Origin of the sequence: Sporomusa acidovorans, assembly GCF_900101845.1 — a bacterium.
Classification (GTDB): Bacteria; Bacillota; Negativicutes; order Sporomusales; family Sporomusaceae; genus Sporomusa; species Sporomusa acidovorans.
This window is the reverse complement of record NZ_FNAM01000033.1, coordinates 24,739-48,811: the sequence shown is the minus strand read 5'-3', so window position 1 is coordinate 48,811 and position 24,073 is coordinate 24,739. Positions and strand designations below refer to the sequence as shown.

Here is a 24,073-nt window from a genome sequence, read left to right as displayed (position 1 = left end):
GAAATATGCTAGTATACAAAACTGCATCGGCAGATGCAACCTATGATTTTGGACAGGATTTGGCGAAAGTGCTGAAGGCCGGCGATATTCTTTGCCTGTCCGGCAATCTTGGTGCCGGTAAGACGTTGTTAACCCAGGGAATTGCAGCCGGGCTCCGGGTAACGGATGCAGTTGGGAGCCCTACTTTTACAGTTCTTAATGTTTATGCGGGAAGCACCGGTAAGCAGGAGCTTGCCGTTTATCATTTTGACTTATACCGACTGGAACATCCAGCTGAACTTGCCGATATTGGCTTTGAGTATTACGTGGATGCCGGTGGCGTTGCCATTATTGAATGGCCGGAGAAATTCCTTGAATTTTTGCCGGATGAGCGCTTATGGCTGACGATCGAATATGGTGATTCGGCCAATGAGCGGATTATCCGGATCAAAGCCGAGGGAAAGCGGTATGAAACGCTTTGTGAGGAGTTGAAACAGGTTGCCCATTCTTGCTATTGATACAGCTACCCTTGTATCAAGTGTGGCGATAGCCACCCAAGATACGTTAGTGGCTGAACTGACGATTCAGACCAGAAAAACACATTCAGAACGGCTTATGCCGCATATTGCCAGTTTGCTCAGTATGGCGGAAATGACCCAGAATAGTATAAAAGCAGTTGCCGTAAGTATTGGACCCGGCTCCTTTACCGGCCTTAGAATCGGCTTGGCAACGGCAAAGGCTATGGCTTACGCCTTACATATTCCCCTTATCGGGGTGCCTACGCTGGCTGCGCTTGCCTTTTCCTGCCCGGTTCCGGGCGTGGTTCTGGCCCCGATGCTTGATGCCCAGAAAGAAAATGTTTATTTAGGACTATATGAATGGCAAAACGATAGTGTTTGTGAACTGCAGCCGCCGCAGGTGGTGCCATTTACCGCAGCAAAGGCTGAACTTGATAAAATGGAGCGGCCTGCCCTGATGTTGGGGGAGGCTGCTGTTATGCATAAAGAGGATATTGCGCATCCTGTACCGCCGCATGTGATTATGCCTCGCGCCGGCAGTGTTGCCGCTATGGCGCAAGCTATGTATGCGCGCGGGATCAGACATGACATAGCTACGTTAGAGCCGCTCTATATCAGACGATCAGAAGCGGAAGTGCTGTGGGAACGGCGGCACTCAGGGGCGTGCCAATAATGGCCGATGAGGTATGTATCAGAAGTATGCTGGCAGCAGATGTGGATGCCGTGCTGGCCGTGGAGCAGCAGGCCTTTGAAACTCCCTGGTCCCGTGCTGCCTTTGAGGAAGAAATGGAAAATGATCTGGCCCATTATCTGGTCGTCGTTGGCGAGTGTAAATTAATGGGATATGGCGGTTTTTGGCTCGTGCTGGATGAGGCGCATGTTACCAATATTGCCCTCTCGCCGCCGTATCAGGGACGCGGCTTAGGTTCGCTTTTATTAGAACATATGATTTTTGCCGCTAAAAGTTTGGGGGCAGTCAGTATGACACTCGAAGTCCGCCCCTCTAACGCTGCCGCCCGCAAGCTATATGCACGCCGCGGTTTCGTTGAGCGTGGCGTGCGGCCCAACTATTATGCCGAGCTCGGCGAAGACGCTTTGATTATGTGGCTGGACAAGCTATAGTCACTTAAACCGAAACTTGTTAGAAATGTTCAGATGCGAGGCGCGATGAGGACGTGACCGGAGTCGTACTGGGAAGTACGTCGGAGGGAACGCCCGCAAGAGTAACGAAGCAGATGGGCGTTTATAACAAGTTTCGGAAAAAAACGGGGGCCGCGTGATAAATTCGCAGCCCCCAAAGGGTGATTGTGTAATTTAACATATGTATGAGTACGCAAAAAGGTGATAAAAGTAGCAGGGCGGCCAGGCCGCCCTGTACTAAACTTTATTGGAGCGTAGATTCATACTGCTCAATCATTTTACGAACCATGTGACCGCCTACGCGGCCGCAGTCAGCAGAAGTCATCGTTGACCAGCCTTGGCTACGAACGCGCTCGGTAATCCCCAATTCATTAGCTACTTCCATTTTCATGCGGTCAAGAGCGTTTTCTGCCCCTGGGTTAACAGGTTTATTCGAGCGTGCCATTTACATGCACCTCCTTTCGCGGACTGCATCTTGTTGTCCTTGACTTTAATGTGGCTCACTTTCTAACTTAAAATACATCATTGCATCATGTAATAATTAGCAGACAGATGATGGAGGTCTGTTCCTATGAAACAAAAATTAATGTTGGCTGTAGAAACAAGCTGTGATGAAACGTCAGCAGCGGTGATTGCCAACGGGCGTACAATTTTATCCAATATTATTTCTTCGCAGGTGCCAACACATCAAAAATTTGGCGGTGTTGTACCTGAGATCGCTTCCCGTAAACATATTGAACATGTAATTCCGGTTATCGACCAGGCTTTGGTGGAAGCCAAAACCACGCTTAAAGACATTGATGCCATTGGCGTAACGTATGGGCCGGGGTTAGTGGGCGCACTTTTAGTGGGGGTAGCTACAGCCAAGGCGTTAGCCTTTGCTCTTGATAAACCGCTAATTGGCGTAAATCATTTAGAAGGTCATATCTTTGCAAACTTTTTGGCACATAGTGAATTACAGCCGCCTTTTGTGGCCTTGGTCGTATCAGGCGGGCATACTTCCCTGATTCATCTAAAAGACTATAATGAGCTGGTTCTTCTGGGGCAAACCTGCGATGATGCGGCCGGTGAAGCCTTTGATAAAATTGCCCGGGTCATGAATTTTCCTTATCCGGGCGGGCCGCATATTGACAAAGCCGCTAAGCGGGGAAATCCTGCCGCGGTTGCTTTTCCCCGGGCATTTACCGGAAAAGAAGAGGAAACTAGGTTTTCTTTTAGCTTTAGCGGCTTAAAGTCGGCTGTCCTAAATTATTTAAACAGTGCCGCACAGCGAGGCGAAACGGTAAACATTCCTGACGTGGCGGCGAGCTTTCAGGCGGCTGTGGTGGATGTTTTGGTTATGAAGGCAATCCTGGCGGCAGACTATGTAGGTGTCAAGCAATTAGTTTTGGCAGGCGGTGTGGCCGCGAATTCCTCGCTGAAAAAGGAGTTAACAGCAGCGGCTCATAAGCATGGTCTTACACTTTTTTATCCGCCGCCGGTGCTTTGTACCGACAATGCGGCCATGATTGCCTGCCGTGCTTATTATCAATTTCTTGTTAATGATTTTGCCGATCTTAACCTTAACGCTGTGCCGGCCCTTAAGCTAGGCCGCAGGTGATGTGGACAACAATAAAACGACAATTGTGGATAATGTGGGTAATTTTGTACAAAACGGGTAATTTCCCTGTTATTTCAGTATAGTAATTGTGGATATCCTTGTGGATATTGTGGATAACTCCTGGATAACCTGGTTTATCATCTTGTTAAAACAATGACGGTTACTTTAGTCAATTTGGTACCAGATAACAAGGAATTTTTTCAGGTGCAGTTGAATACATAATAAATTAGCGGCTTGGTTTTATTACGCAGGCGGCTAAGTGGCCGTTAAGAGTCACTACGTATGTAGAAAAGGATGGCTTACTTTCAGGCGGATAAGCTGCTGGAGGGTTTGGTTTGACTTATAGGACGGGGGAAAGTTTATGGGCGTAGTTAGCGATGTTTGCCGCAAAATAACAGCATTGACTTCAACTCAAACACAGGTAATCGATAGCGCGGCGAGTGTACTGGGATTGGCAGCTGATCTCGCCCATGCACAGGTTACCTTGTATGCTCCGGCACACAGTGAAAACTTTCTGGCCATTGTTGCTCAAGCCAAACCAAATACCAGTTATATTGATTTTAAAACCAATATTATTGGCAGCACGGTACAAGCGGCCGAAGAGCCGTTAATCTGGCGAACTCTTGTTTCCGGAACGGCGATAGCCGGACAGCGCGAATGGGCACTTGGCATGGATGCGCTTGAGATGCGGGTTTATCCCATCAAGGATGTGGCCGGCCAAGTCATTGCCGCCGCAAGTTTTGAAACCAGTAATCAGGAAGCTAGCGCAGACGGACATAGCATGTTGGTGGAAACTGCCAATATGCTATTAACCATGGCAGCGACCGGCGAGCCTTTGGGCCGAAAAATGTATCGCCCGCTGGGTACGCGCGACGGCATTGTGATTATTGACGAACGCGGCTATATCATTTTTGCCAATTCAGCGGCTGATGCTATTTACAAAGTCCTCGGGATTAACCGGGTGATCGGCAGGCGGGTCTCGGACCGACAAGCCAATATGAAACTGGCACAGCAGGCGATGTCAACGGGAAAATCGCTGGAGAAGGAAATTGAAGCCGGTAATATGATTTTAGTCCAGCGGGCCATTCCGATTTTCGCCGGCGGCTTAGTTGTACGCACAGTATTTACTGTTGCCGATGTGACCGAGATTCGCAAAAAAGAAAAGGAATTGCTGATTAAGTCAGCCGTCATTCAGGAGATCCATCACCGGGTAAAAAATAATCTGCAAACCATTGCCAGCTTGCTGCGATTGCAGGCCAGACGCACGCAGACACCGGAAGTCAAGGCGGCTCTCCGGGAAAGTGTTAACAGGATTTTGAGCATATCGGTAGTACATGAGTTTTTGTCCCAGCAAGATCAGGGTGTTATTGATGTGGCTGAGGTTACCAAGAATATTCTTGATCTGGTCATTCAAAATATGCTTGAACCGAATTTTAATATTGAAACTGTTCTTAATGGGCAAACCGTTATTTTGCCGTCTGAACAAGCCAGCAGTTTGGCGCTGGTTATCAATGAGCTTATTCAAAATTCCATTGAACATGGCTTTGTCGGTCGCAAAGAGGGACTGATTGGCGTCGATATTGCGACAACAGCGGAAAGCTATCAGATAGATATCTATGATGATGGAATTGGCTTGCCTGAAGATTTTAACCTGCAAAATACTAACAGTTTGGGCCTGCAAATTGTCCGGACGCTGATAGAAAACGATTTGGGTGGTAAGTTTCGCCTTTTTTCCCGTTCCGGCACACATGCTTTTATTACCATTCCCAGGTTAGCGGAAGGCGCAAAAGAGGCAAAGGAGGAATAACATGGACGCTTTGCGGATCGTAATTGCCGATAACGAATCGATCATAAGAATGGATTTAAAAGAGTTATTAGAAGAAGCAGGGCATACCGTTGTAGGTGAAGCTCCTGACGGTGTAAAGGCCGTGGAACTTGCCCGCAAATATCATCCGGATCTTGTTATTATGGATATTAAAATGCCTGAAATGGATGGCATTACTGCGGCCAAAATTATCTCCAATGAAAAACTGTCTCCTGTACTTCTCCTGACTGCCTTCAGCCAAAAGGAGATTGTTGAAAAGGCTAAGGATTCCGGAGTACTGGCCTATCTGGTAAAACCGGTCAAAGAAGCCAACCTGTTCCCGGCGATGGAGATTGCTTTGTCCCGGTTTCAGGAATTTGCGGAATTAGAACGGGAACTGGAAGAAGTTAAAAATTCACTGGAAACCAGAAAGGTACTCGACCGGGCTAAGGGGATTTTGATGGATGCCTATAGTTTAACGGAAAGCGAGGCCTACCGTCGTATTCAGCAGTACAGTATGAGCAAACGAAAGTCAATTAAAGAAGTCGCTGTCGCGATTGTAGATTCCGCAACCCGGAAAAGATGACATCAATGACCCTATGGGCAGAGAGCAACCCGTCTCTGCCTTAAATTTTTTTATAAAATTTTTTAAAAAAATTATGCGTTTTTTTGCAAATGCTCTTGATTTTTTTCGGGGAATTATATATTATAAATTATGGAATTAGCACTCGACTTAAGCGAGTGCTAACAACACGACTAAAAATTAACACATCATAAAGGGAGGTCTTTACATGATTAAGCCATTAGGCGACAGAGTAGTCATTGAAGCTTTGGCAAAGGAGGAAGTTACCAAAAGCGGTATTGTTCTTCCCGACACCGTTAAGGAGAAACCCCAAGAAGGTAAAATTATAGCTGTTGGAACAGGAAAAACTTTGGAAAATGGTCAAAAGGTTGCTTTGGATGTTAAGGCTGGCGACAAAGTTATTTTCTCCAAATATGCCGGTACTGAAGTTAAGGTTGAAGGCAAAGAGTACCTGATCATTAGTGAAAGAGACATTCTGGCTGTAATCGAGTAAACAGCTGATTTATTATAAAACGAAAGGTAGGTAATACATAAATGGCTAAACAAATTTTGTTTGACGAAGAAGCACGCCGTGCACTGGAGAGAGGCGTAAACGCACTGGCTAATGCTGTTAAAGTTACTTTAGGACCAAAGGGCCGCAATGTAGTCCTTGATAAAAAATTCGGCGCTCCGGCCATCACCAACGACGGTGTAACCATCGCCCGTGATATTGAACTGGAAGATCCATTTGAAAATATGGGAGCACAACTTGTTAAAGAAGTTGCTACCAAAACCAACGATGTTGCCGGTGACGGTACCACTACCGCTACTTTGCTTGCACAGGCTATGATCCGTGAAGGCATGAAAAACGTAGCAGCCGGTGCCAACCCGATGATTATCAAAAAAGGCATTCAACAAGCTGTTGATGTACTTGTTAAAGAAATTAAAAACAACTCTAAAAAAGTTGAGACCAAAGATGCCATTGCCCAAGTTGCTTCCATCTCCGCCGGTGATGTTGAAATCGGTACACTGATCGCCGAGGCCATGGAAAAAGTCGGTAAAGACGGTGTTATTACTGTTGAAGAATCCAAAACCATGGGTACTGATCTTGACGTTGTAGAAGGTATGCAATTTGACCGCGGTTATATCTCGCCGTACATGATCACCGATCCTGATAAAATGGAAGCCGTATTAAACGAACCATACATCCTTATTACTGACCGTAAAATCGGTGCTATCGCCGACTTGCTGCCGGTTCTTGAAAAAGTCGTACAGCAAGGCAAAGAATTGTTAATTGTTGCTGAAGACGTAGAAGGCGAAGCTCTGGCTACCTTGGTGGTCAATAAACTTCGCGGAACCTTCCGCGCCGTTGCTGTTAAAGCTCCTGGCTTTGGCGACCGCAGAAAAGCTATGTTGGAAGACATCGCCATTCTTACCGGCGGCGCTGTTATTACCGAAGAACTTGGCCGCAAGCTTGACAGCGTAACCATGGAAGACCTGGGCCGTGCCCGTCAGATCCGTGTTTCCAAAGAAGAAACTACGATTGTTGATGGCAGCGGCGCTGCTGACGAAATCAAAAAACGCGTTAATCAAATTCGCGCTCAAATTGAAGAAACCACTTCCGATTTCGACAAAGAAAAACTGCAAGAGCGTCTGGCTAAACTGGCCGGCGGTGTAGCTGTCATCCAAGTGGGCGCTGCTACTGAAGTTGAACTCAAAGAAAAGAAACTGCGCATTGAAGATGCTTTGAATGCTACCCGCGCTGCTGTTGAAGAAGGCATTGTTGCCGGCGGCGGTACTACTTTCATTGACATTCAAGCCAGCTTAGACAGCCTGAAACTTATTGGCGATGAAAAGACCGGTGTTCAAATCGTTAAACGCGCCATTGAAGAACCGGTCCGTCAAATTGCTAACAATGCTGGCTTAGAAGGCTCGGTTGTTGTTGAAAATGTTAAGAAAGCCGGTAAAGGCAAAGGCTTCAACGCTTTGAATGAAGAATATATTGATATGATTGCCGCTGGTATTGTTGACCCGGCCAAAGTTACTCGTTCCGCATTGCAAAATGCTGCTAGTATTGCGGCTATGGTTCTTACCACCGAAACTCTTGTTGCAGACAAACCGGAAAAAGACGCTGGTGCCGGTGCTGCTGCCGGTATGGGCGGCATGGGTGGAATGGGCGGCATGGGCGGTATGGGCGGCATGATGTAAGAAGTGCCGAAACCCTGGTAAACGGGTTTTGGGTACTACGCCCTACGCTTGTTGTTCACATTCGATTCACATAATACTAATAAATTAGAGATTCCCCCTCGGTTCTTGTGAACTCTGGGGGATCTCTTTTTGCATTTTCGTGTATCGAGGTGCTGTGCTCCTAAAGAATTCTGCCTTGCGGGAATAGAAAGGGCGTAACTGGCAATAGACCGCAAGGCCTGCCTATTTGCTGCGGGCCTTGCGAATATCGCGTTTCACTCGTTTATCGTCTTGCGGGGTATTGGCCGGTCCGCGTCTTAAAGCGATAAGACGGGATAACTTACTGCCGCTAAAAATAGTGTCTTCCAAAATCATTCACCTCCTATGTTAGTATTGCCGCGTGATGAAAAATAACGGCAGGTAAAATCTGAAATTAGCTTTTGCCAACACATCACTCGTCTGCAAAAATCTTTAGTATGTTGTTTTTGTTTAGAAATGCCGGTAATACTATATAAAAGCCAAAGAAAAGAATATTAAAGGCTGTTTAACACTGCCTTGGAAAAGAGAGGTAAAGAAGATGTGTGATGTTGACAGGTTGCTTGCACCACTAGAAAATATGGACAGAACAACCCTAGCAAAAGCCTATCTAATGGCCTTGCAGGAAAATATCTGTCTGCGCCGCCAGGTCCAAAAAGCAGCCGGGCAGGATCTTATGGCGCAGACGGAAGTGACTTCGCCTACAGCGGGAAAAGAACATGGCTAAGACGGTGGTATTGGATTTTGACGGGGTCATTCACAGTTACACTAGTGGCTGGAAAGGGGTAGACGTTATTCCTGATCCGCCGGTGGACGGCATTCAAGAGGCAATTAAGGAAATTCGCAAGTATTATAAGGTTGTTGTAGTTTCGACCCGCTGCTTTCAGGAGGGCGGCTTGGAAGCTGTTAGGAACTGGCTGGACAAGTATGGTATTACGGTGGATGAGGTACTTGCCCATAAACCGCCGGCAATTGTATATGTGGATGACCGGGCGTTAACCTTTGATGGCGACGCTCCGGGACTGTTGCGTAAAATCAGGCGGTTTAAAACTTGGCAGGGGAGATAAGCAGCGATTTTATATTAATTTTTTGATTGTCCTGTCGCAAAGAGTGAATACTTAAAGCATAATCATCCCTGGTACCGCATACATACTATTGTAGTGCGGAGGGAGGGGAATGTATGGTTATCAGCTTGCGCCGCCTGTTGCACCACCGAAATATTTTTTACAGTATCTTCGGTTTATTGGCTATATCGGTTATGTACATGCAAGTTGCGGATGTAATTTCCGGTGGGCCGATCGCTATTGCCGGAACCCGTACCGATCAAAAGGTAGTGGCGCTGACCTTTGATCATTCTTGGGGCAATAAATTTACGCCGTCGATTTTAGATACGCTGCAAAAAAATAATATTCACTCTACCTTTTTTATCATGGGGCCATGGGCTACTAAGTTTCCTGAAGTTGCTAAACGCATCGCCCAGGATGGGCATGAGGTAGCCAGTCATGGTTACAGGCATGAAAATTATGGCGACATGTCACCAGAATGGGTAAAAGAGGATATTATGAAGGCCCATGAACAAATAAAAGAAGTGACTGGTGTAGAACCCCGTTTATTGCGTCCGCCTAATGGCCATTACAGCCAAACGTCATTAAAAGTTACCGATGAGCTTGGCTATAAGACCATTATCTGGAATGTCGACTCTTTGGATTGGAAAAATCCCGGGCGGGACGTAATTGTTGCAAGGGTTATGAAACGGCTAAAACCGGGAGCTATTATTTTAATGCATGCTTCTGATACTCCGGTGCAGACGGCGGATGCGCTGCCCATTCTCATCGACAAGATCAAAGCGGAAGGGTATAGCTTTGTCACAGTAGGCGAACTGTTAGAAAAATATAGCGATAAAGGCATACAAAGACATTAAAAAAGCAAGATTGCCACACTTGTGCCGTGGTGCGGTTAGGGTTGCCGTCACTTGGTACAAGGGGGAGCAATCTGTTTTTTTATGCTTAGTTTCTTTTGTGGGCAGGAATTTGGCGATGTATGGCGAAGATGATGAGATTGCATAAAGTTCCAGACTTATGCCGATAACTAAATTTGCCGAACTATCTAAGGTGGAGGTCTCTATACATGCTAACAGAAAAACAAGAAATGGTTTTGGTTATGGACTTTGGCGGCCAATATAGTCAGTTAATCGCCAGACGAATCCGTGAGTGCGGGGTATATTGCGAAATTGTACCCTTTAATACCAGTATTGATAAAATTCGTAAGCTGGCACCTAAAGGGATTGTTTTTTCCGGCGGTCCGTCGAGTGTTTACGGCGAGGGGGCGCCTAAATGCGATCCCCAAGTATTTGAAATTAACCTGCCTGTTTTGGGGATTTGCTACGGCATGCAGTTGACAGCCCATACGTTAGGCGGTAAGGTAGCCCACGCCGACTCGCGCGAATACGGCAATACCAAACTTTCAGTTGACAAAAAAGACGGCATTTTCGCCGAAATAAACGCCGAAACCCAGGTGTGGATGAGCCATGGCGACTATATAGCCGAACCGCCGGCAGGTTTTACTGTCACCGCGCATACCCACAGCACCCCGGTAGCTGCCATGGAAAATAAGGGCCAACGTATTTATGGGGTACAATTCCATCCGGAGGTCGTTCATACGCCCGAAGGAATGAAAATGCTTAAGAACTTTTTATTTACCATTTGTGGCTGCAGCGGCGATTGGAATATGGGGTCTTTTGTTGACCAAGCTATTGCCAAGATCAAGGCGCAGGTAGGCAATAAACGTGTATTATGCGCGTTGAGCGGCGGGGTTGATTCTTCCGTTGCCGCCGTACTGGTGCACCGGGCTGTAGGGGACCAGTTGACCTGTGTATTTGTAAATCATGGCTTTTTGCGCAAAGGGGAAGCTGAGCAGGTTGTCAAAACTTTCCGGGATGGCTTTAAAATGAATTTAGTCTATGTCGATGCGGTTGACCGCTTTATGAAGCGGCTGGAAGGTATTGTGGAGCCTGAACAAAAACGGAAAATTATTGGTGAGGAATTTATTCGTGTATTTGAAGCAGAATCGGCTAAATTAGGCGACATCGACTATCTGGTACAGGGAACGCTGTATCCTGATGTAATAGAAAGCGGCACGGCCACGGCTGCTGTTATTAAGAGCCATCACAATGTCGGCGGTTTGCCGGAAGATATGAAATTTGAACTGGTCGAACCGCTCAGAGATTTATTTAAAGATGAAGTCCGTGAATTAGGGCGTGAGCTGGGGTTAAGCGAGGAGATTGTATATCGGCAGCCTTTCCCGGGACCAGGCCTGGCCATAAGGATCATTGGGGAAATCACCGGCGAACGCTTGGAAATTCTGCGGGAAGCGGATTCCATTGTTTATCAGGAGATTAAAGCCGCCGGCTTGTATCGCAAGATCTGGCAGTCCTTTGCCGTACTGCCTGCCATGAAGAGCGTCGGTGTCATGGGAGACGAGCGGACCTATGCCTACACGATTGGACTTAGAATCGTAGAAAGTGAAGATGGTATGACGGCCGATTGGGTACGCCTTCCCTATGAGGTTCTTGATTCCATTTCGCGGCGGATTGTCAACGAGGTCAAAGGGGTAAACCGGATTGTTTACGACATCACCTCCAAGCCACCCTCCACAATTGAATGGGAATAATCTAAATGTCGTGGGGCACTGCCATTTCTTCTCCAAAAGGCAAAATGGCTTAGCCTGCCGACATAGACAAAAAGACCTTGCATTAAAGCTTTACGAAGCTTGTGCAAGGTCTTTTTTTATCCTCAACCCGCATAAATAAAGGGATTTCTGCTTGCTAAAGAGATCGGTCACCATGGAGTGGCGGGCATTCCTGGCTTTGCCAGGGAGAATACGGGAAAATGCCCTTTGGAGAATAAATGGCAGTGCCCCACGACATGGTGATATTTTCTCTTTAGCTTTTTGGGAAAAAAGCATAGCGCTATGATTTCATGAACATTGGCTTGAAACGCCCTTAACATGGGGCGGAAGAGCATATCCGTGATTTTCTGTTTCCCCAAAAATCTAATCTCCAATTCCCCCAAAACCGCCCATTTTTATTTTTGGGAAGTGTTTTTGGGAAAATGGGGTCAAGCAGCAGAGCGTTCCACGCAAGGAGGTTTTGCAAGGTGAGGAAGAAAAATTTCAAGGGTCGTTGTGAGAAGCGTGTCATTGCCAAGTGCAGTGAGGTATGCAGGACATATGACGCCATCCAGTACGCCTATGCGGATGTTCTGCAAGTAAGTAATGAAGTAAAAGAGATCAAGTGTAATGTCCCGCTTGATGGGCGGGACATTAGCGAATACACATCGGATTTTGTCTGCGTCAAGTCTGACAATGATTTGATGGTGCGTGAATGTGTATTCCGTAAGTTTCTGATGAAGCCGCTTACGGTCAAGCTGCTGGATGCTTCAAGGGAATACTGGTTAAGGCATGGGGTCACCGATTGGGGGTTAGTCATTGATGAAGAAGCATGATTTGTTGAAGGACGGTAACAACATTATTAGGGTTTTAGAGGTAAAGCCTGATAAAATCCTCATTATCGACTGCATCAAAAGGACTATGCCCGTATGGGTGGAATCTTCGGCTTTGGATTCCTTCTCTGGCTGGACTGATGAAGTACTGAACGAGGTAACGAATTTTACTGCTGCTGATATTGATGCTTTGGATGCTGAGCAGAAAAGAACCATGTATGACCGCTATACGTTGATTGTACCAATTCTCCCTTTTGTAGCGGATGAAAGAATGCGTTCTAAAGTTATCGGTTCCACTGCTATAGAACACAACATATCCAAGCAGACCATCAGAAGCTATTTGTGCCTGTATCTGGCCTATATGAATATAACAGCCCTTGCCCCACGGAAGCGGCTGGATGATGATTTAGAGCTCACACAAGATGAAAAAAACATACGATGGGCTTTGAATAAATTCTTCTATACCACGAAAAAGCAATCTCTTATGACTGCTTATACCATGATGCTGAAAGAGAAATATTGTGACAGTATGGATGTTCTGTCAAACGCATACCCGACTTTTTATCAATTTCGTTACTTCTATCGTAAAACAAAAAAGATGCAGAACTTTTATATTTCCAGAGACGGATTAAAGAGTTACCAGAGAAACAACAGGCCTCTTATTGGCGATGGTATACAGTCGTTTGCTCCTGCCATTGGCGTTGGTATGCTGGATTCTACTGTATGCGATATTTACCTCATCAATGATGCGGGCAATCTTGTGGGCAGACCCATTCTAGCGGCCTGTATTGACGCTTACAGCAGTTTATGTTGCGGGTATGTCCTATCATGGGCGGGCGGCGTGTATAGCCTTAGGGGGCTAATGTTGAACATTATAGCGGATAAAGCGGCTTGGTGTAAGCAGTTTGGTATTTCTATGAATGTAGAAGATTGGTCTTGTGACAAACTTCCTGCTACGTTGGTCACGGATATGGGGAGTGAATACAAATCTGAAAACTTTGAGCAAATTGCAGAGGTGGGCGTTAAAGTAATTAATCTCCCCTCCTATAGACCTGAATTGAAAGGCATGGTGGAAAAATTCTTTGATGTAATTCAGGCAACATATAAAAAGCACCTGAAAGGCAAAGGTGTGATTGAGCCTGATTATCAAGAACGGGGAGTACATGATTACAGGAAAGATGCCTGCATGACCATGACGGACTTTGAGAAAATTATCCTTCATTGCATCATTTATTACAACTCTCACCGGATAGTTGAGAATTTTCCTTATACCGAAGCCATGATTGCCGAGAATGTGAAACCATATGCAAGCTGTATCTGGAACTGGGGTAGATCCCAAATGGGAGCCAATTTAATTGAAGTAGGCACTAAAGAGCTTATTCTTACCCTTCTGCCGAGAACTACGGGTAAGTTCAGCAGGTTTGGCCTGAAAGTCAATAAAATGCGTTATCACTGTGACGGGTATACAGAGCAGTATCTTAAAGGCGGTGAGGCTACAGTTGCTTATAATCCAGAGGACGTTACTTCTGTATGGCTGTTGGAAAATGGAATATATGCCAAGTTTACCATTATTGAATCCAGATTTGAGGGTAAAGATTTGACTGCTGTACAGAGTTTACAGATAGCTCAGAGAGACATTGCAAAAGGAGCCAACCAGGATAATCTACAGGCTCAGATTAATCTTGCCCGGCATATTGAGGCAATCGCTGGCAGCGCCAGGAGCAGTGCTGATGTAAGCGTTAAGAATATCCAAGATAACCGCAAGCGTGAACAGCGTAAACACCATAAAAACTATATGAAAGGAGCAGAGTCATGACAAATCTTTCAGACATCATCAACGTCCTGCCTCGTATGAAATCAGGGGATGATTTGATAACCGCATTGGAAGTATTGCCAGGGTACAATCCTGAAATCCGTAATGGTGATGTTTCCGTAAGGCTTATGGCGTTATCGGACTTATACAGGGTGTATATTCCCTCGCAAATGTCGCTGGAAATCTACAGCAAACTGTATCTGGCCTTCTTGCGTTCTATGCAAAAGAAGGGAACGAAGCTGGCGGTTCAGCAGCAGAATCAGAACTACAGAGCCATCATGCAGCAGGAATATAGCGGCATCATGGGTGGCTCTGACAGCTTTACGATCATTGGAAAGTCTGGTATCGGTAAGAGTTCCGCTATCAGCAGAGCCATTAACCTGATTACAGAGAATAAAGTGATTGAAGCTGATAATCCCTATACGCATGTCGTTCCGTGTGTAATTGTGCAATGCCCCTTTGATTCGTCTGTAAAGGGTCTGTTACTGGAGGTTTTGCGTAAAGTTGATGAAGTTCTGGATACCAAATACTATCAGAATGCTTTAAGGGCAAGAGCTACAACAGATATGCTTATTGGCTCTGTCAGCCAGGTTGCTCTTAATCATATCGGTATGTTGGTGGTTGATGAGATTCAAAACGTAGCCAACAGCAAAAACGGCAAAAGCCTTATAGGATCTTTAACGCAGCTCATCAATAATAGCGGAATCAGTATCTGCATGGTAGGCACTCCTGAAAGCACCAGGTTTTTTGAATCGGCGATGCAGCTTGCACGGCGTTCAGTGGGATTACAGTACACTACTATGAGCTATGACAAATATTTTCAAGAGTTCTGCAAGGTCATGTTCAGATATCAGTACGTGAAGCAAAGAACGGAAATCACGGAAGGAATCATTGAATGGCTCTATGAGCACAGCGCAGGAATTACATCGGTTGTTGTAGCGTTGGTTCATGATGCACAGGAAATCGCTATCTTGAGTGGCAAAGAAATTTTGAATCTGGAATCTCTAAACGCAGCCTATCAACAGCGGCTATCTTTCCTTCATGGGTATATTCAGCCATCTATTTCTCAAGGCAAGCAGACCTCTAAAATCAAGAGAAAAGCGCCTGTCCCTACTGCAATGGTGACTGAGAATGAAACTTCAGATGGTCGTATTAGTATTGCTGATTTGTTTGCCAAAGCCAAGAATGAAAGTATAGATATTGTGCAGCTTTTAAAGTCCAATATGTCCGTTGTGGAGGTAGCTGTATGATAGCTTATTTTCCTACCGCATATCCAGATGAGCTACTTTATAGCCAGTTGGCACGATACTACACGAAATCAGGATATATGGCCTACACCTTTGCTGCCGAAGAACTGTTTGCATCAAAGACTGTACGTCCAGATATGGATTTTATCAATAGTTATACTCCTGCCGCAGTACAGGCCATAACAAGGAATATATCCATGAAAGCAGTCATTGAAAAGCATACCATGTTCCCTTGTTATGGGCGGTTTTTGCCGAGGGAACGCAGACAAAAAGCATTTCAATCATTGGTATCTATGATGGGAAATTACTATAATCTTTTGCCGATACCTCAAAGCAAGAATGGCAAAGTTCGCTGTTTGCGCTACTGTCCGGCTTGTGCAGCTAATGATAGAGAACAATATGGAGAAGCATACTGGCATCGGATTCATCAGCTAATAGGGATTCATGTTTGCCCAGTTCATCGGTGTTACTTGATGGATAGCAGTGTGGTGATCAGTGGGAAAGCTACGCCCTCTTTAAAAACAGCAGAGGAAATAATACCACAATCGGAATCCTGCGTATTTGCGAATAACGAAATTGAAATCCGCGTAGTCGTTTATATGGCAGAGGTTTTTCAGGCTGATGTTGACATGGATTTATGTGTTACGGTTGGTGATTTTCTTCATTCTCAAATGGCTAATACCCAATATAGGTCTGTACGTGGAGAGCAGCGTAATATTGCACTCTTTCATGCAGATTTTACAGAGTATTATAGGAATTTGTCCCAAAACTGGTTTACGGAGTTATGGCAGACACAGAAGGTGTTGACGAATGATAGAGTGAACTTCTATGAAATCTGTCTCATGGCTATGTTTCTTGGTATTACTAATGATGAAATGGTACATATGGAACTGCCGGAGAAAACACAACAACAGCTTTTTGATGAAGAGGTTTACAGACTTCATGAACAGGGTTTGAAGTATCCAGCTATTGCGAAAGCTCTCAGTGCCCCATATGCGACTGTTAAGGCTATCGGTGAACGGAGGTATGGAACTTATCATAAGCCACCTAAAGCATCACTTAAAAGCGGCGCGAAGCCTCAAAATTGGAATCAGATTGACGAGAATACACTACCACTCGTAAAAGAAGCTATCAGCCAGTTACAGGGTGATGGAACAACCAGACCTAAAAAGATTACTGCTTTTGCTGTTGAGAAAATCTTGCATCTTTCCAGTAAGAAAATATCTTTGCATCTGCCAAAATGCCTTGCTGAGATACAGCGTCATGAGGAATCACAGGAGCAATATTGGGCTAGAGAAGTAGCTTGGGCTGCACGTCAGGTAGAAGATAGTAGTGTCACTTTGACATGGCGCAAGGTACGGGATTTAACGAATATGCGCCGTGGGGACTTTGAAGCCTGTCTGCCGTATATTCCTGATTATGCAGATAGTGAACTTGGTGAACAAATATTACACCTATTATAAATAATCTGAAATTGCAAATGAGGTCTAGAATTTAGTTCCCACATAACCCAGTCATTTATTTGGAGTGCCTAAGACTGTAAGGTTATGGACAATCAACAACTCGTTGATCTCAAAAATATTCTTCTTTCGCTGCAATGCAAAAATGAAACTGAAGAAATAGACGTTTTAAGAAAATCTATACTTTTGAATGATATCCACTTTCCAAAGTTGCATCAGGCTTTTAGCAACCTTTCTGAAGTTAAATACACGGCATTTTGTGCAAATACATTTTATGCTGTTGCATAATAGTTGTAGCCGGAGTCCATAATGAACTCCGGCTACGCTATTGATAAATGAGTAAACTCATTTATCCTGAAATTTAGAATGTACTTGATTTACTAAATAGTTATCAAATGCAGAAAATGCTGTTTCAACATAAGGAACAGATCTTCCGTGTAAGTTAATCCAATCGTTTGGATTAGCGAGATGGTATTCTTTTATTGCTTTTATAAGGTTTTGTTGGGTTTCTACGTCTCTAGCTTGTGCAAGTTGTTGGCTTAGTTTTAGTAAAGATGAATCCCTGCCATAAATTTCATTGCAGTAGCTTTTTTTATCAAAACTTGGCGATGTTTTATTTTGTTCAGTTAAAAAATCAGAAAACCGAACAGGTTTAGTTAAATGAATTAGATTAGATAATTTATAATACGGATAATCAATTTGATTGTTGTCAGCAGGAATTGTTAATGCTAAATTCATTAAGAAATGGTATCCAGCACGATCAGTCATTTTTTTAGAGATGTAGGCTATTCCTTGGATATCCAGTTCATTAGCTATTTGCGTTACTATTTGCGAAATGATATATTCAGATTTAAAGGAGCGATGGGCGTCTCGGACTTGAAAAGAAGTTGCACAAATTAATGGAAAGATTTCGAGTAAAGAGAAGGCAGCCTTATCTAACTCTGTCGAAGAAAATATTCCATTGATTAAATCTTGGGAGATGCATAAGTTAAGAATCTTAATATCTAAATTTAGTTTGTAGGATGATACTTGAAATAAATCTTCGCGAGGCATATTCAATTCTAACCAACACCCAAGTGAGGACGTTGCTAAATACATGCAGGGTACCCCAGCTATACTAAATCTTTGGGTTGCCACTACTCCGCGTTTATTAAAAGGAATATGTAACATATCTGATGAAGAAAAATGTTCTATTCCAATACGACCTTTAAAAAATGAGAGAGGATAAGAATTCATTTTTTTATAAATATCTTGATAAGCCTGTTTATAATCAGAGGTTTGAAATATATTCGTTATAGGAGCTGCACCTTTGAAGGCGCAACTTTCATCTAACTTAGCAACAATAAAGGGATTATCAATTAAGGGGGAAATAATATCAGTGATTCTTTCCTTTGCTTTATCTAATTTTGCATTTTGGTAATCCTGAAAACATTTGAAAATCAGATCGCAATTATTTTTTATTTTTGTGAGGATTTCGTTTGGAAAATTAGTAATAGATTCAACATAATTACAGTATCTTTCCAATAGATTGCTAAGTTCATGGTAATAGTTGTCATCGTAGTTTACTGTTACAGGTAAGCTGAAATTATTTAAAGCCACATTTAAATCATTGAGCATAAATTATCGGTCCTTTCGATCTATCAAATAATTGATAATTAAATTAATTATTACATATATAACAACAAAATGCGATATCACTAGATTATAAAATGTGAAGATTAAATTAAATACGAGAAATCACAAATTCTATCCCTGATATATCTTATCTTCAGCAATCATTGCTTTGACTTTAACTCCAGATTCGGTATGCCAATAGAAACGTCTTGGAATTGTAGGCAATACATAGGATTTCCATTTGTTTAGGTGCCAGAGGATGACAGTTCGGGGTATTCCACGGTATACTTTATATTGGAAAAAAGAGAAGAATGTTACCGTGTATTGACGAAATTCCATTATATTGTGTCTCTTAGGAGAGGAGACAGCTATTTTTTATAATTGGCTAAGGTTTCAATTTCCAGAGAATTCAAAATCTCATTTGTTTGCATGATAGAATTCCCGTTTTCAAGGGAATGAATAATAACGGCATCACGCTTGTTTTTTGGATATAGTGCGCCTACTCCGGCAATTTTGAGAAGTCTAGCCGTTTCTTCGTTATTTAGCCCGAAGCCAAAGGCTAAAGACAGGGTTTGATTCCTGCTAGGGTTCGTTTTGATACCACTGAAAAGCTGGTTTATGTAGTTGCTATCAAGTTGGGCATTTTTGATTACATCCTGCCGTTTTAATCCTTTTAATAATAATAATTTCTTTAGATATTCCTGTAATGTAGGATTTGTAATATACGATTCGTTCTCTTGAAGAAAGCTGCTGATGTCCTTCGCATTTTTAAGGATTTCTGCTAATCCATTAGTACTTATTTCCATTTTGTGTCCTCCAACATTTTTTTCTATTGTAATATCGAGGTGTTTGAAATGCAATACTTTGCTGAAGATTTTGATCCGCAGGAATATGAGAGCCTGACTGATTTTAGTGGGAATGAAAATGTAACCCTTATGTGCCATAACGAAACGAAAAAACTGATTGTCCGAAAAACAATCAGCGGAATAAACAAGGAATTGTATAGGCAATTGGTTCACGTAAGGCATGAAAACTTGGTTCAAGTAATGGGGCTGGAAGAAACCACATCTAATTGCTTTACCTATGAAGAATACATCAACGGCGCAACGTTAGCAGAGATTATTGCCAATGGGCCGATACCGGAGGAAAAAGTGGTACATTGGATTGGACAGTTATGCCAAGCGGTAAGGCTGCTCCACGAGCAGAGTCCGATTATCATTCATAGGGACATTAAACCGGCCAATATCATGCTTTCGTCTGATGGAATTATAAAACTCATTGACTTCGATGCCTCGAAAGAGTTTACACCCAACCAACAAAGAGATACTGAGCTTGTTGGAACGCCAAATTATGCCGCGCCTGAACAATACGGCTTTGCGGCATCAGACCCTCGTACTGATATTTACGCCATTGGTATCCTGTTTCATGAAATACTTACCGGCTATAAACCGAATGAAATCAACTCCCCTTACGAAGGGCGATATAAAAAAATTATACAAAAGTGTATTGAACTCGACCCGAAGAGGCGGTACGGAAGCGTACGGGAGTTAGAATGTCAGCTTGGAATGAACCGGGTAACGGGGTTTATAGAGAAAATACCAGGATTTCGCACCAGGATATGGTGGAAACAAGTAGCCGCGTCGGTTGTTTATATGATTGTAGCGATATCTATAACGGGCGCAGTTTTATATAGATATGAAATGGTTGTGCCGCAAATAAAAGATAGGCAAGGTCTGACAAGGGATATGGGGAAAGCCATTGGGGAGGAACAGTCAGTTGGGGAAAACCAAGAAAAGGATAAGAATGTAATCCTAAAATCAACTGATGGAGAAAACCAAGTACAAGATACTCTTCTAGATTTACCTGCGGACAATAAACAGCCGACGGTAGACAAGAAGGGACATCCCGTGCAGAAATTGCCAAGGATTCCCCTCTCGCAAGTCAACATCACAACCAGTTTTGCAGGCGTTGAAATGAAAGGGGCTACATCCTATGATGTGGCTATTGATGACTGGAAAACCTGGCGGAAGGGTGAGCAGGGCATTGTTTATTTTCCCAGAGGGACAGCCATTGAAATAACTATCGAAAATAATAGCGGACAGGATATGATAAACCCTCTTTTGGGTATTACGTTTCTTTTCTGTAACATGGATGACGTAACGCTAGACATAGAGGGTTTAACACGGGAGAAGGAGCATTCGTTTTTTTACAGGAAAAATAAGATAGCAATAGGGGAAACGGTGCGGTATCGGCTACCATTAGATCATGCATATATGAATGTGAGTACAAGGCGTCAGCCTATTATGAATATTATGTTTCTGGCTGATAATTATTTGCCGATACAGAAGATACTGGTGAATTTCAAGTTAGCCGGTCTGTAAGCGGCTATTATCCATAGAAGAGCTATATAACCGCGCAAAATAGGGACAGTGCTGGCAGCACTGTCCTTTATTGCTATTTTCTGTTATAAGTATATAAGAAAGCTATTGTCATGTGTAGTTTTTGCATGAAACAGTAAGTTTTACTAAAAAGTAGACAATAGTTACTTATTAAAATTTTAAAATTTGAAAAGGGGCGAAAGAATAATGAAAAAAACAGCTATACTTGCAATGGCAGCAGCTACTATGTTAACAACTAGCGTGGGTTTTGCTTCACCGCTAAACGACTATTCGGCAGGTAAAACCAGTATCGATTTAACATGGAGACAATCTGATGTCAAAACCACTGACTCAGAAGATGAAGTTTCCTTCGGTAAAAAACATAATTTAGATTGGGGAGTCACAACAGGTCTGGGTAATAATTTTGCTATCCAATATAATGGATACAATGCAAAATCAAAAGATGCGGTTTCTTGGAGCAATGTTGACGAAACCGGCATCGCACATGTGGACCTGAAAACTCAAGAATTCAATGTGCTGTATAAATTAAATAAAAATGTATCCGTCTATACTGGCCTAGTCAGACTTAAGGCCGAAGAAAATGCCAATATCAGTTACACCGACGGCAGTCCTTCTGAATTTGAAAGCAATACTACTAAGACTAAAAATAAAATCCAGTTTGGCGTAATAGGCAGCACTAAATTAGCTGAGAAAACAACTGCCTATGCTCAAGTGGGTGTTGCATCTAATTTCACCAATTGGAAAGTCGGTGTATCCCAAGAGATCGCTCCTAACGTTGAATTTAATGTAGATTATCGCAGATTAAAAGCTAAGAAATTAGACTTTGGAATCGGCGATGGCGAATTTGATGTGAGCGCTAAAGGCGTCGGCTTCGGCGTAACCTACAAGTTTTAAAACACCAGTTATTCACTGTGGTAAGCAGAATATGTAATAATCTTAAGGATGGATATTACTATTAATCGTATTTACCTAAGTGCATCAGATATAACTTGAGTGCTTCAGAGTAAGAACGCAAAGAAAAGGCAGTGCTGCCAGCACTGTCTTTTAGTGTATTTTTCTGTTATAAGTATATAAGGAAGATATTGTCGTGCGTATTGGCTAAATGAAACAGTAAGTTTTGTTATACAGGCCACATATCTTGGTGTGCAGCCAGCGTTTTCATCATATTTAGGAATACCTTACGCTGATTGCTGCTCATACGGTTCAACGCATCAAGTATTTCAGCAGGGAGCATATCTGGCTGATAATTGAACTCCCCGCAGACGATGTACTCAATGCTCAGGTTCAAAGCGTTGGCAAGTTTAGCTAATGTTTCTATGCTTAATGTGCGACCACCGCGTTCTATATGTCCCATGAAAGAATCACTAATGTTGGCCATTTCTGCTAACTTTTCTTGTGTCAGGTCTTGTTTCCGTCGTTCTGCTCGGATACGTTTTCCAAGTTCTTTATAGTCAATATTGTACATTATTAGCATCATCTCCTTTACTATATACAGGATAGATGAGCTTTTAAAAGGAATTAACGGTCTAAATGACATAATATTGACCATAAGAAGTATTGATGGTATATTTATTAATAAATGGAAAGTAAATTAATGGAGGTAAACAACATGGCTAAACAAGTCGCTCATCCCAAACAAGTAAAATTCTGCGCATTTTGTAAAAGATGGAACGGAAATGCCGATCTTGAGTTTAAGAGTCCGACAGCAGGATTCCAGTTTACCACAGGTGTTTCTGGTAAATGTATGGCAACTAACGGCACCATAGGTTCTACTGGTAATAATACCTCTAGTTGTAAGCATTACGAGCCTAGCGTTGAGGCAAGCAGGCTTTTATAGGATAAATTTGCTATAATGAGGTGAGGAAATGCCACTTGGCAAACGGATAGAACCATCAGCAGCAAAGCAAATAGAGCAGCCGTTAGAAACAAAGGCCGTACCGCCTCAAGTTCCCAAGATCCCCGCCGATTCAGATAATGCCGACAAGATTACAGAGTTTACGTTGTTTCAAGCCGAAGAACCCAAATACAGCTTCAGCGACATTATCCTAAATGATAGTACATATGACGCTATTCAGGATGTGCTTGTTATGTATGAAAAGCGTGATTTGCTGTTTAATCAGTGGGGTTTGGGGGAAAGACAGAAAAGACAAAACCGGGCAGGAATTAACCTTTATGGGTATAGCGGAACAGGCAAAAGTATGGCGGCTCATGCAATCGCTAATCAACTTGACCGTAAAATCCTGACAGTTGATTATTCTCAGATAGAATCAAAATATGTGGGCGAAACATCAAAGAACCTTGTGGCTATGTTTGATTACGCCAAAGAATCACAGTCGATTATATTCTTTGATGAAGCCGATGCCCTATTAAGCAGACGAGTAACCAATATGTCAAATTCTACGGACGTAAGTGTGAACCAGACGAGATCGGTTCTGCTTGTCCTTATCAATGAATTTGACGATTTGATACTGTATGCTTCAAACTTTATAACCAACTATGATCCGGCATTTATTCGCCGGATTCTTTCTCACGTCAAGTTTGAACTACCTGATGAAGAAAATCGCTGCAAGCTGTGGCGCATGTATATCCCGCAGCCATTGCCCACAAATGCCGATATCAGAGGACTGGCAGCAAAATATAACGGGGTGTCAGGTTCGGATATTTCAAATGCTGTGTTTAACGCTTCGCTCAAAGCTGCTAGGTTGGATGAAGGGACTGTCTGCCATGCCTACTTTGAAGAAGCCATCGAACGTATTATCAACAGCAAAGCTGACAATGACAACATGGGAACGCTTGTTTCAAGGCGCACGGTCAGTGAAGATTATGTCAAATCACAATTTGGAGGGGAGTTACCTAAATGATTGCTATTGCTGTTATACTTTTATTGTCCGCCGCCCTGATTGCGGGGCTTGCTATGTTTTGGCAAAATATTGTGGCATGGATTAAGAAGGCCGTAAACAAGATAAAAGAGGTGCTTCGCTTAACAGTTGAAGGCACAAGGACTTTTATCACTAAAACTATGGAAGGCTTCAAGAACAAATCCAAATATTATTATCAAAACAAGGTAACCCGCGAATGGGAAGAAGTAGTTTATACCAAGGTAGTTGAAGAAAGTGAGGTTCCTCCCGACATATTAGCGAAGGTGCGAAATCAGGCACTTGACGTGGAAATTTCAACAACGGAAGAATTAAAACTTGTGGTAAGCGCATAGGAGG

At 43.3% G+C, this 24,073-nt stretch carries 27 protein-coding genes; 22 read left to right on the top strand and 5 right to left on the bottom strand.

What is annotated here, in order from left to right; genetic code table 11:
* Positions 1 to 5: 5 nt before the first annotated feature.
* The 3 genes from tsaE to rimI are packed head-to-tail and all read left to right on the top strand — an operon-like array spanning position 6 to position 1,619.
* Positions 6 to 497: a tRNA (adenosine(37)-N6)-threonylcarbamoyltransferase complex ATPase subunit type 1 TsaE gene (gene tsaE / locus BLR65_RS19730; protein WP_093795895.1), complete on the top strand. Its 492-nt coding sequence runs from the start codon at positions 6 to 8 to the stop codon at positions 495 to 497.
* On the top strand, positions 478 to 1,170 hold the full coding sequence (gene tsaB / locus BLR65_RS19725; protein WP_093795894.1) for a tRNA (adenosine(37)-N6)-threonylcarbamoyltransferase complex dimerization subunit type 1 TsaB: 693 nt from the start codon (positions 478 to 480) through the stop codon (positions 1,168 to 1,170). Before tsaE ends, tsaB begins: the two co-directional genes overlap by 20 nt.
* Positions 1,170 to 1,619: a ribosomal protein S18-alanine N-acetyltransferase gene (gene rimI, locus BLR65_RS19720; RefSeq protein ID WP_093795893.1), complete on the top strand. Its 450-nt coding sequence runs from the start codon at positions 1,170 to 1,172 to the stop codon at positions 1,617 to 1,619. The genes tsaB and rimI overlap by 1 nt, the downstream gene beginning before the upstream one ends.
* Positions 1,620 to 1,881: 262 nt before the next feature.
* Here the strand turns inward: rimI and BLR65_RS19715 are convergent, their stop codons facing one another.
* Complete coding sequence (locus BLR65_RS19715) at positions 1,882 to 2,082, bottom strand: alpha/beta-type small acid-soluble spore protein (protein ID WP_093795892.1); 201 nt, start codon at positions 2,080 to 2,082, stop codon at positions 1,882 to 1,884.
* 126 nt (positions 2,083 to 2,208) lie between these two features.
* Between BLR65_RS19715 and tsaD the strand changes: the two genes are divergently transcribed.
* From tsaD to groL, 5 genes are all read left to right on the top strand, one after another.
* Positions 2,209 to 3,237: a tRNA (adenosine(37)-N6)-threonylcarbamoyltransferase complex transferase subunit TsaD gene (gene tsaD, locus BLR65_RS19710; protein ID WP_093795891.1), complete on the top strand. Its 1,029-nt coding sequence runs from the start codon at positions 2,209 to 2,211 to the stop codon at positions 3,235 to 3,237.
* Positions 3,238 to 3,598: 361 nt separating this feature from the next.
* Positions 3,599 to 5,044, top strand: coding sequence for a sensor histidine kinase (locus tag BLR65_RS19705; RefSeq protein ID WP_093795890.1), 1,446 nt, complete (start codon positions 3,599 to 3,601; stop codon positions 5,042 to 5,044).
* 1 nt (position 5,045) lies between these two features.
* Complete coding sequence (locus tag BLR65_RS19700) at positions 5,046 to 5,627, top strand: ANTAR domain-containing response regulator (RefSeq protein WP_093795889.1); 582 nt, start codon at positions 5,046 to 5,048, stop codon at positions 5,625 to 5,627.
* A gap of 205 nt (positions 5,628 to 5,832) precedes the next feature.
* The gene (gene groES / locus BLR65_RS19695) at positions 5,833 to 6,117 is read left to right on the top strand and encodes a co-chaperone GroES (protein WP_093795888.1); all 285 of its coding nucleotides are present in this window, start codon (positions 5,833 to 5,835) and stop codon (positions 6,115 to 6,117) included.
* A gap of 41 nt (positions 6,118 to 6,158) precedes the next feature.
* Positions 6,159 to 7,811 carry a chaperonin GroEL gene (groL, locus tag BLR65_RS19690; protein ID WP_093795887.1) on the top strand — a complete coding sequence of 551 codons (1,653 nt, stop codon included), beginning with the start codon at positions 6,159 to 6,161 and terminating at the stop codon, positions 7,809 to 7,811.
* A gap of 222 nt (positions 7,812 to 8,033) precedes the next feature.
* On the opposite strand, the gene BLR65_RS31480 is transcribed toward groL, so the two are convergent.
* The gene (locus tag BLR65_RS31480) at positions 8,034 to 8,159 is read right to left on the bottom strand and encodes a hypothetical protein (RefSeq protein WP_281241557.1); all 126 of its coding nucleotides are present in this window, start codon (positions 8,157 to 8,159) and stop codon (positions 8,034 to 8,036) included.
* Positions 8,160 to 8,367: 208 nt separating this feature from the next.
* Between BLR65_RS31480 and BLR65_RS19685 the strand changes: the two genes are divergently transcribed.
* From BLR65_RS19685 to BLR65_RS19640, 9 genes are all read left to right on the top strand, one after another.
* A complete protein-coding gene (locus BLR65_RS19685; RefSeq protein WP_093795886.1) occupies positions 8,368 to 8,553 on the top strand; it encodes a hypothetical protein in 186 nt (61 codons plus the stop codon).
* Positions 8,546 to 8,893, top strand: a complete 348-nt coding sequence (locus tag BLR65_RS19680) for a hypothetical protein (RefSeq protein ID WP_093795885.1) — start codon at positions 8,546 to 8,548, stop codon at positions 8,891 to 8,893. The genes BLR65_RS19685 and BLR65_RS19680 overlap by 8 nt, the downstream gene beginning before the upstream one ends.
* Positions 8,894 to 9,006: 113 nt before the next feature.
* Positions 9,007 to 9,747: a polysaccharide deacetylase family sporulation protein PdaB gene (gene pdaB / locus BLR65_RS19675; RefSeq protein ID WP_093795884.1), complete on the top strand. Its 741-nt coding sequence runs from the start codon at positions 9,007 to 9,009 to the stop codon at positions 9,745 to 9,747.
* Positions 9,748 to 9,953: 206 nt separating this feature from the next.
* The gene (gene guaA, locus BLR65_RS19670) at positions 9,954 to 11,495 is read left to right on the top strand and encodes a glutamine-hydrolyzing GMP synthase (RefSeq protein WP_093795883.1); all 1,542 of its coding nucleotides are present in this window, start codon (positions 9,954 to 9,956) and stop codon (positions 11,493 to 11,495) included.
* A gap of 485 nt (positions 11,496 to 11,980) precedes the next feature.
* Entirely contained in the window at positions 11,981 to 12,328 is a 348-nt protein-coding gene (locus tag BLR65_RS19660) for a hypothetical protein (protein WP_093795881.1), read from the top strand.
* The gene (locus BLR65_RS19655) at positions 12,315 to 14,141 is read left to right on the top strand and encodes a DDE-type integrase/transposase/recombinase (RefSeq protein WP_093795880.1); all 1,827 of its coding nucleotides are present in this window, start codon (positions 12,315 to 12,317) and stop codon (positions 14,139 to 14,141) included. Before BLR65_RS19660 ends, BLR65_RS19655 begins: the two co-directional genes overlap by 14 nt.
* Positions 14,138 to 15,388: a TniB family NTP-binding protein gene (locus BLR65_RS19650; RefSeq protein ID WP_093795879.1), complete on the top strand. Its 1,251-nt coding sequence runs from the start codon at positions 14,138 to 14,140 to the stop codon at positions 15,386 to 15,388. The genes BLR65_RS19655 and BLR65_RS19650 overlap by 4 nt, the downstream gene beginning before the upstream one ends.
* A complete protein-coding gene (locus tag BLR65_RS19645; RefSeq protein WP_093795878.1) occupies positions 15,385 to 16,848 on the top strand; it encodes a TniQ family protein in 1,464 nt (487 codons plus the stop codon). The genes BLR65_RS19650 and BLR65_RS19645 overlap by 4 nt, the downstream gene beginning before the upstream one ends.
* Before the next feature lie 84 nt (positions 16,849 to 16,932).
* A complete protein-coding gene (locus BLR65_RS19640) occupies positions 16,933 to 17,133 on the top strand; it encodes a hypothetical protein (RefSeq protein ID WP_093795877.1) in 201 nt (66 codons plus the stop codon).
* Positions 17,134 to 17,190: 57 nt separating this feature from the next.
* On the opposite strand, the gene BLR65_RS19635 is transcribed toward BLR65_RS19640, so the two are convergent.
* On the bottom strand, positions 17,191 to 18,462 hold the full coding sequence (locus tag BLR65_RS19635) for a hypothetical protein (protein WP_093795876.1): 1,272 nt from the start codon (positions 18,460 to 18,462) through the stop codon (positions 17,191 to 17,193).
* Between the two features lie 365 nt (positions 18,463 to 18,827).
* Positions 18,828 to 19,265: a hypothetical protein gene (locus tag BLR65_RS19630; RefSeq protein WP_093795875.1), complete on the bottom strand. Its 438-nt coding sequence runs from the start codon at positions 19,263 to 19,265 to the stop codon at positions 18,828 to 18,830.
* 48 nt (positions 19,266 to 19,313) lie between these two features.
* Here BLR65_RS19630 and BLR65_RS19625 point away from each other — a divergent pair, with 48 nt between their 5' ends.
* Together BLR65_RS19625 and BLR65_RS19620 are read left to right on the top strand one after the other, a co-directional pair.
* Positions 19,314 to 20,840: a serine/threonine-protein kinase gene (locus BLR65_RS19625; RefSeq protein WP_093795874.1), complete on the top strand. Its 1,527-nt coding sequence runs from the start codon at positions 19,314 to 19,316 to the stop codon at positions 20,838 to 20,840.
* 204 nt (positions 20,841 to 21,044) lie between these two features.
* Positions 21,045 to 21,752, top strand: coding sequence for an outer membrane beta-barrel protein (locus BLR65_RS19620; protein WP_093795873.1), 708 nt, complete (start codon positions 21,045 to 21,047; stop codon positions 21,750 to 21,752).
* A gap of 226 nt (positions 21,753 to 21,978) precedes the next feature.
* Here BLR65_RS19620 and BLR65_RS19615 read toward each other — a convergent pair whose 3' ends face one another.
* Positions 21,979 to 22,323, bottom strand: a complete 345-nt coding sequence (locus tag BLR65_RS19615) for a helix-turn-helix domain-containing protein (protein ID WP_169716900.1) — start codon at positions 22,321 to 22,323, stop codon at positions 21,979 to 21,981.
* A 144-nt stretch (positions 22,324 to 22,467) separates the two neighbouring features.
* On the opposite strand from BLR65_RS19615, the gene BLR65_RS19610 reads away from it, so the two are divergent.
* The 3 genes from BLR65_RS19610 to BLR65_RS19600 are packed head-to-tail and all read left to right on the top strand — an operon-like array spanning position 22,468 to position 24,069.
* On the top strand, positions 22,468 to 22,695 hold the full coding sequence (locus BLR65_RS19610; protein ID WP_093795871.1) for a hypothetical protein: 228 nt from the start codon (positions 22,468 to 22,470) through the stop codon (positions 22,693 to 22,695).
* Between the two features lie 28 nt (positions 22,696 to 22,723).
* On the top strand, positions 22,724 to 23,719 hold the full coding sequence (locus tag BLR65_RS19605) for an ATP-binding protein (RefSeq protein WP_245692935.1): 996 nt from the start codon (positions 22,724 to 22,726) through the stop codon (positions 23,717 to 23,719).
* Positions 23,716 to 24,069: a hypothetical protein gene (locus BLR65_RS19600; protein WP_093795870.1), complete on the top strand. Its 354-nt coding sequence runs from the start codon at positions 23,716 to 23,718 to the stop codon at positions 24,067 to 24,069. Before BLR65_RS19605 ends, BLR65_RS19600 begins: the two co-directional genes overlap by 4 nt.
* The last annotated feature ends 4 nt before the right edge of the window (positions 24,070 to 24,073 follow it).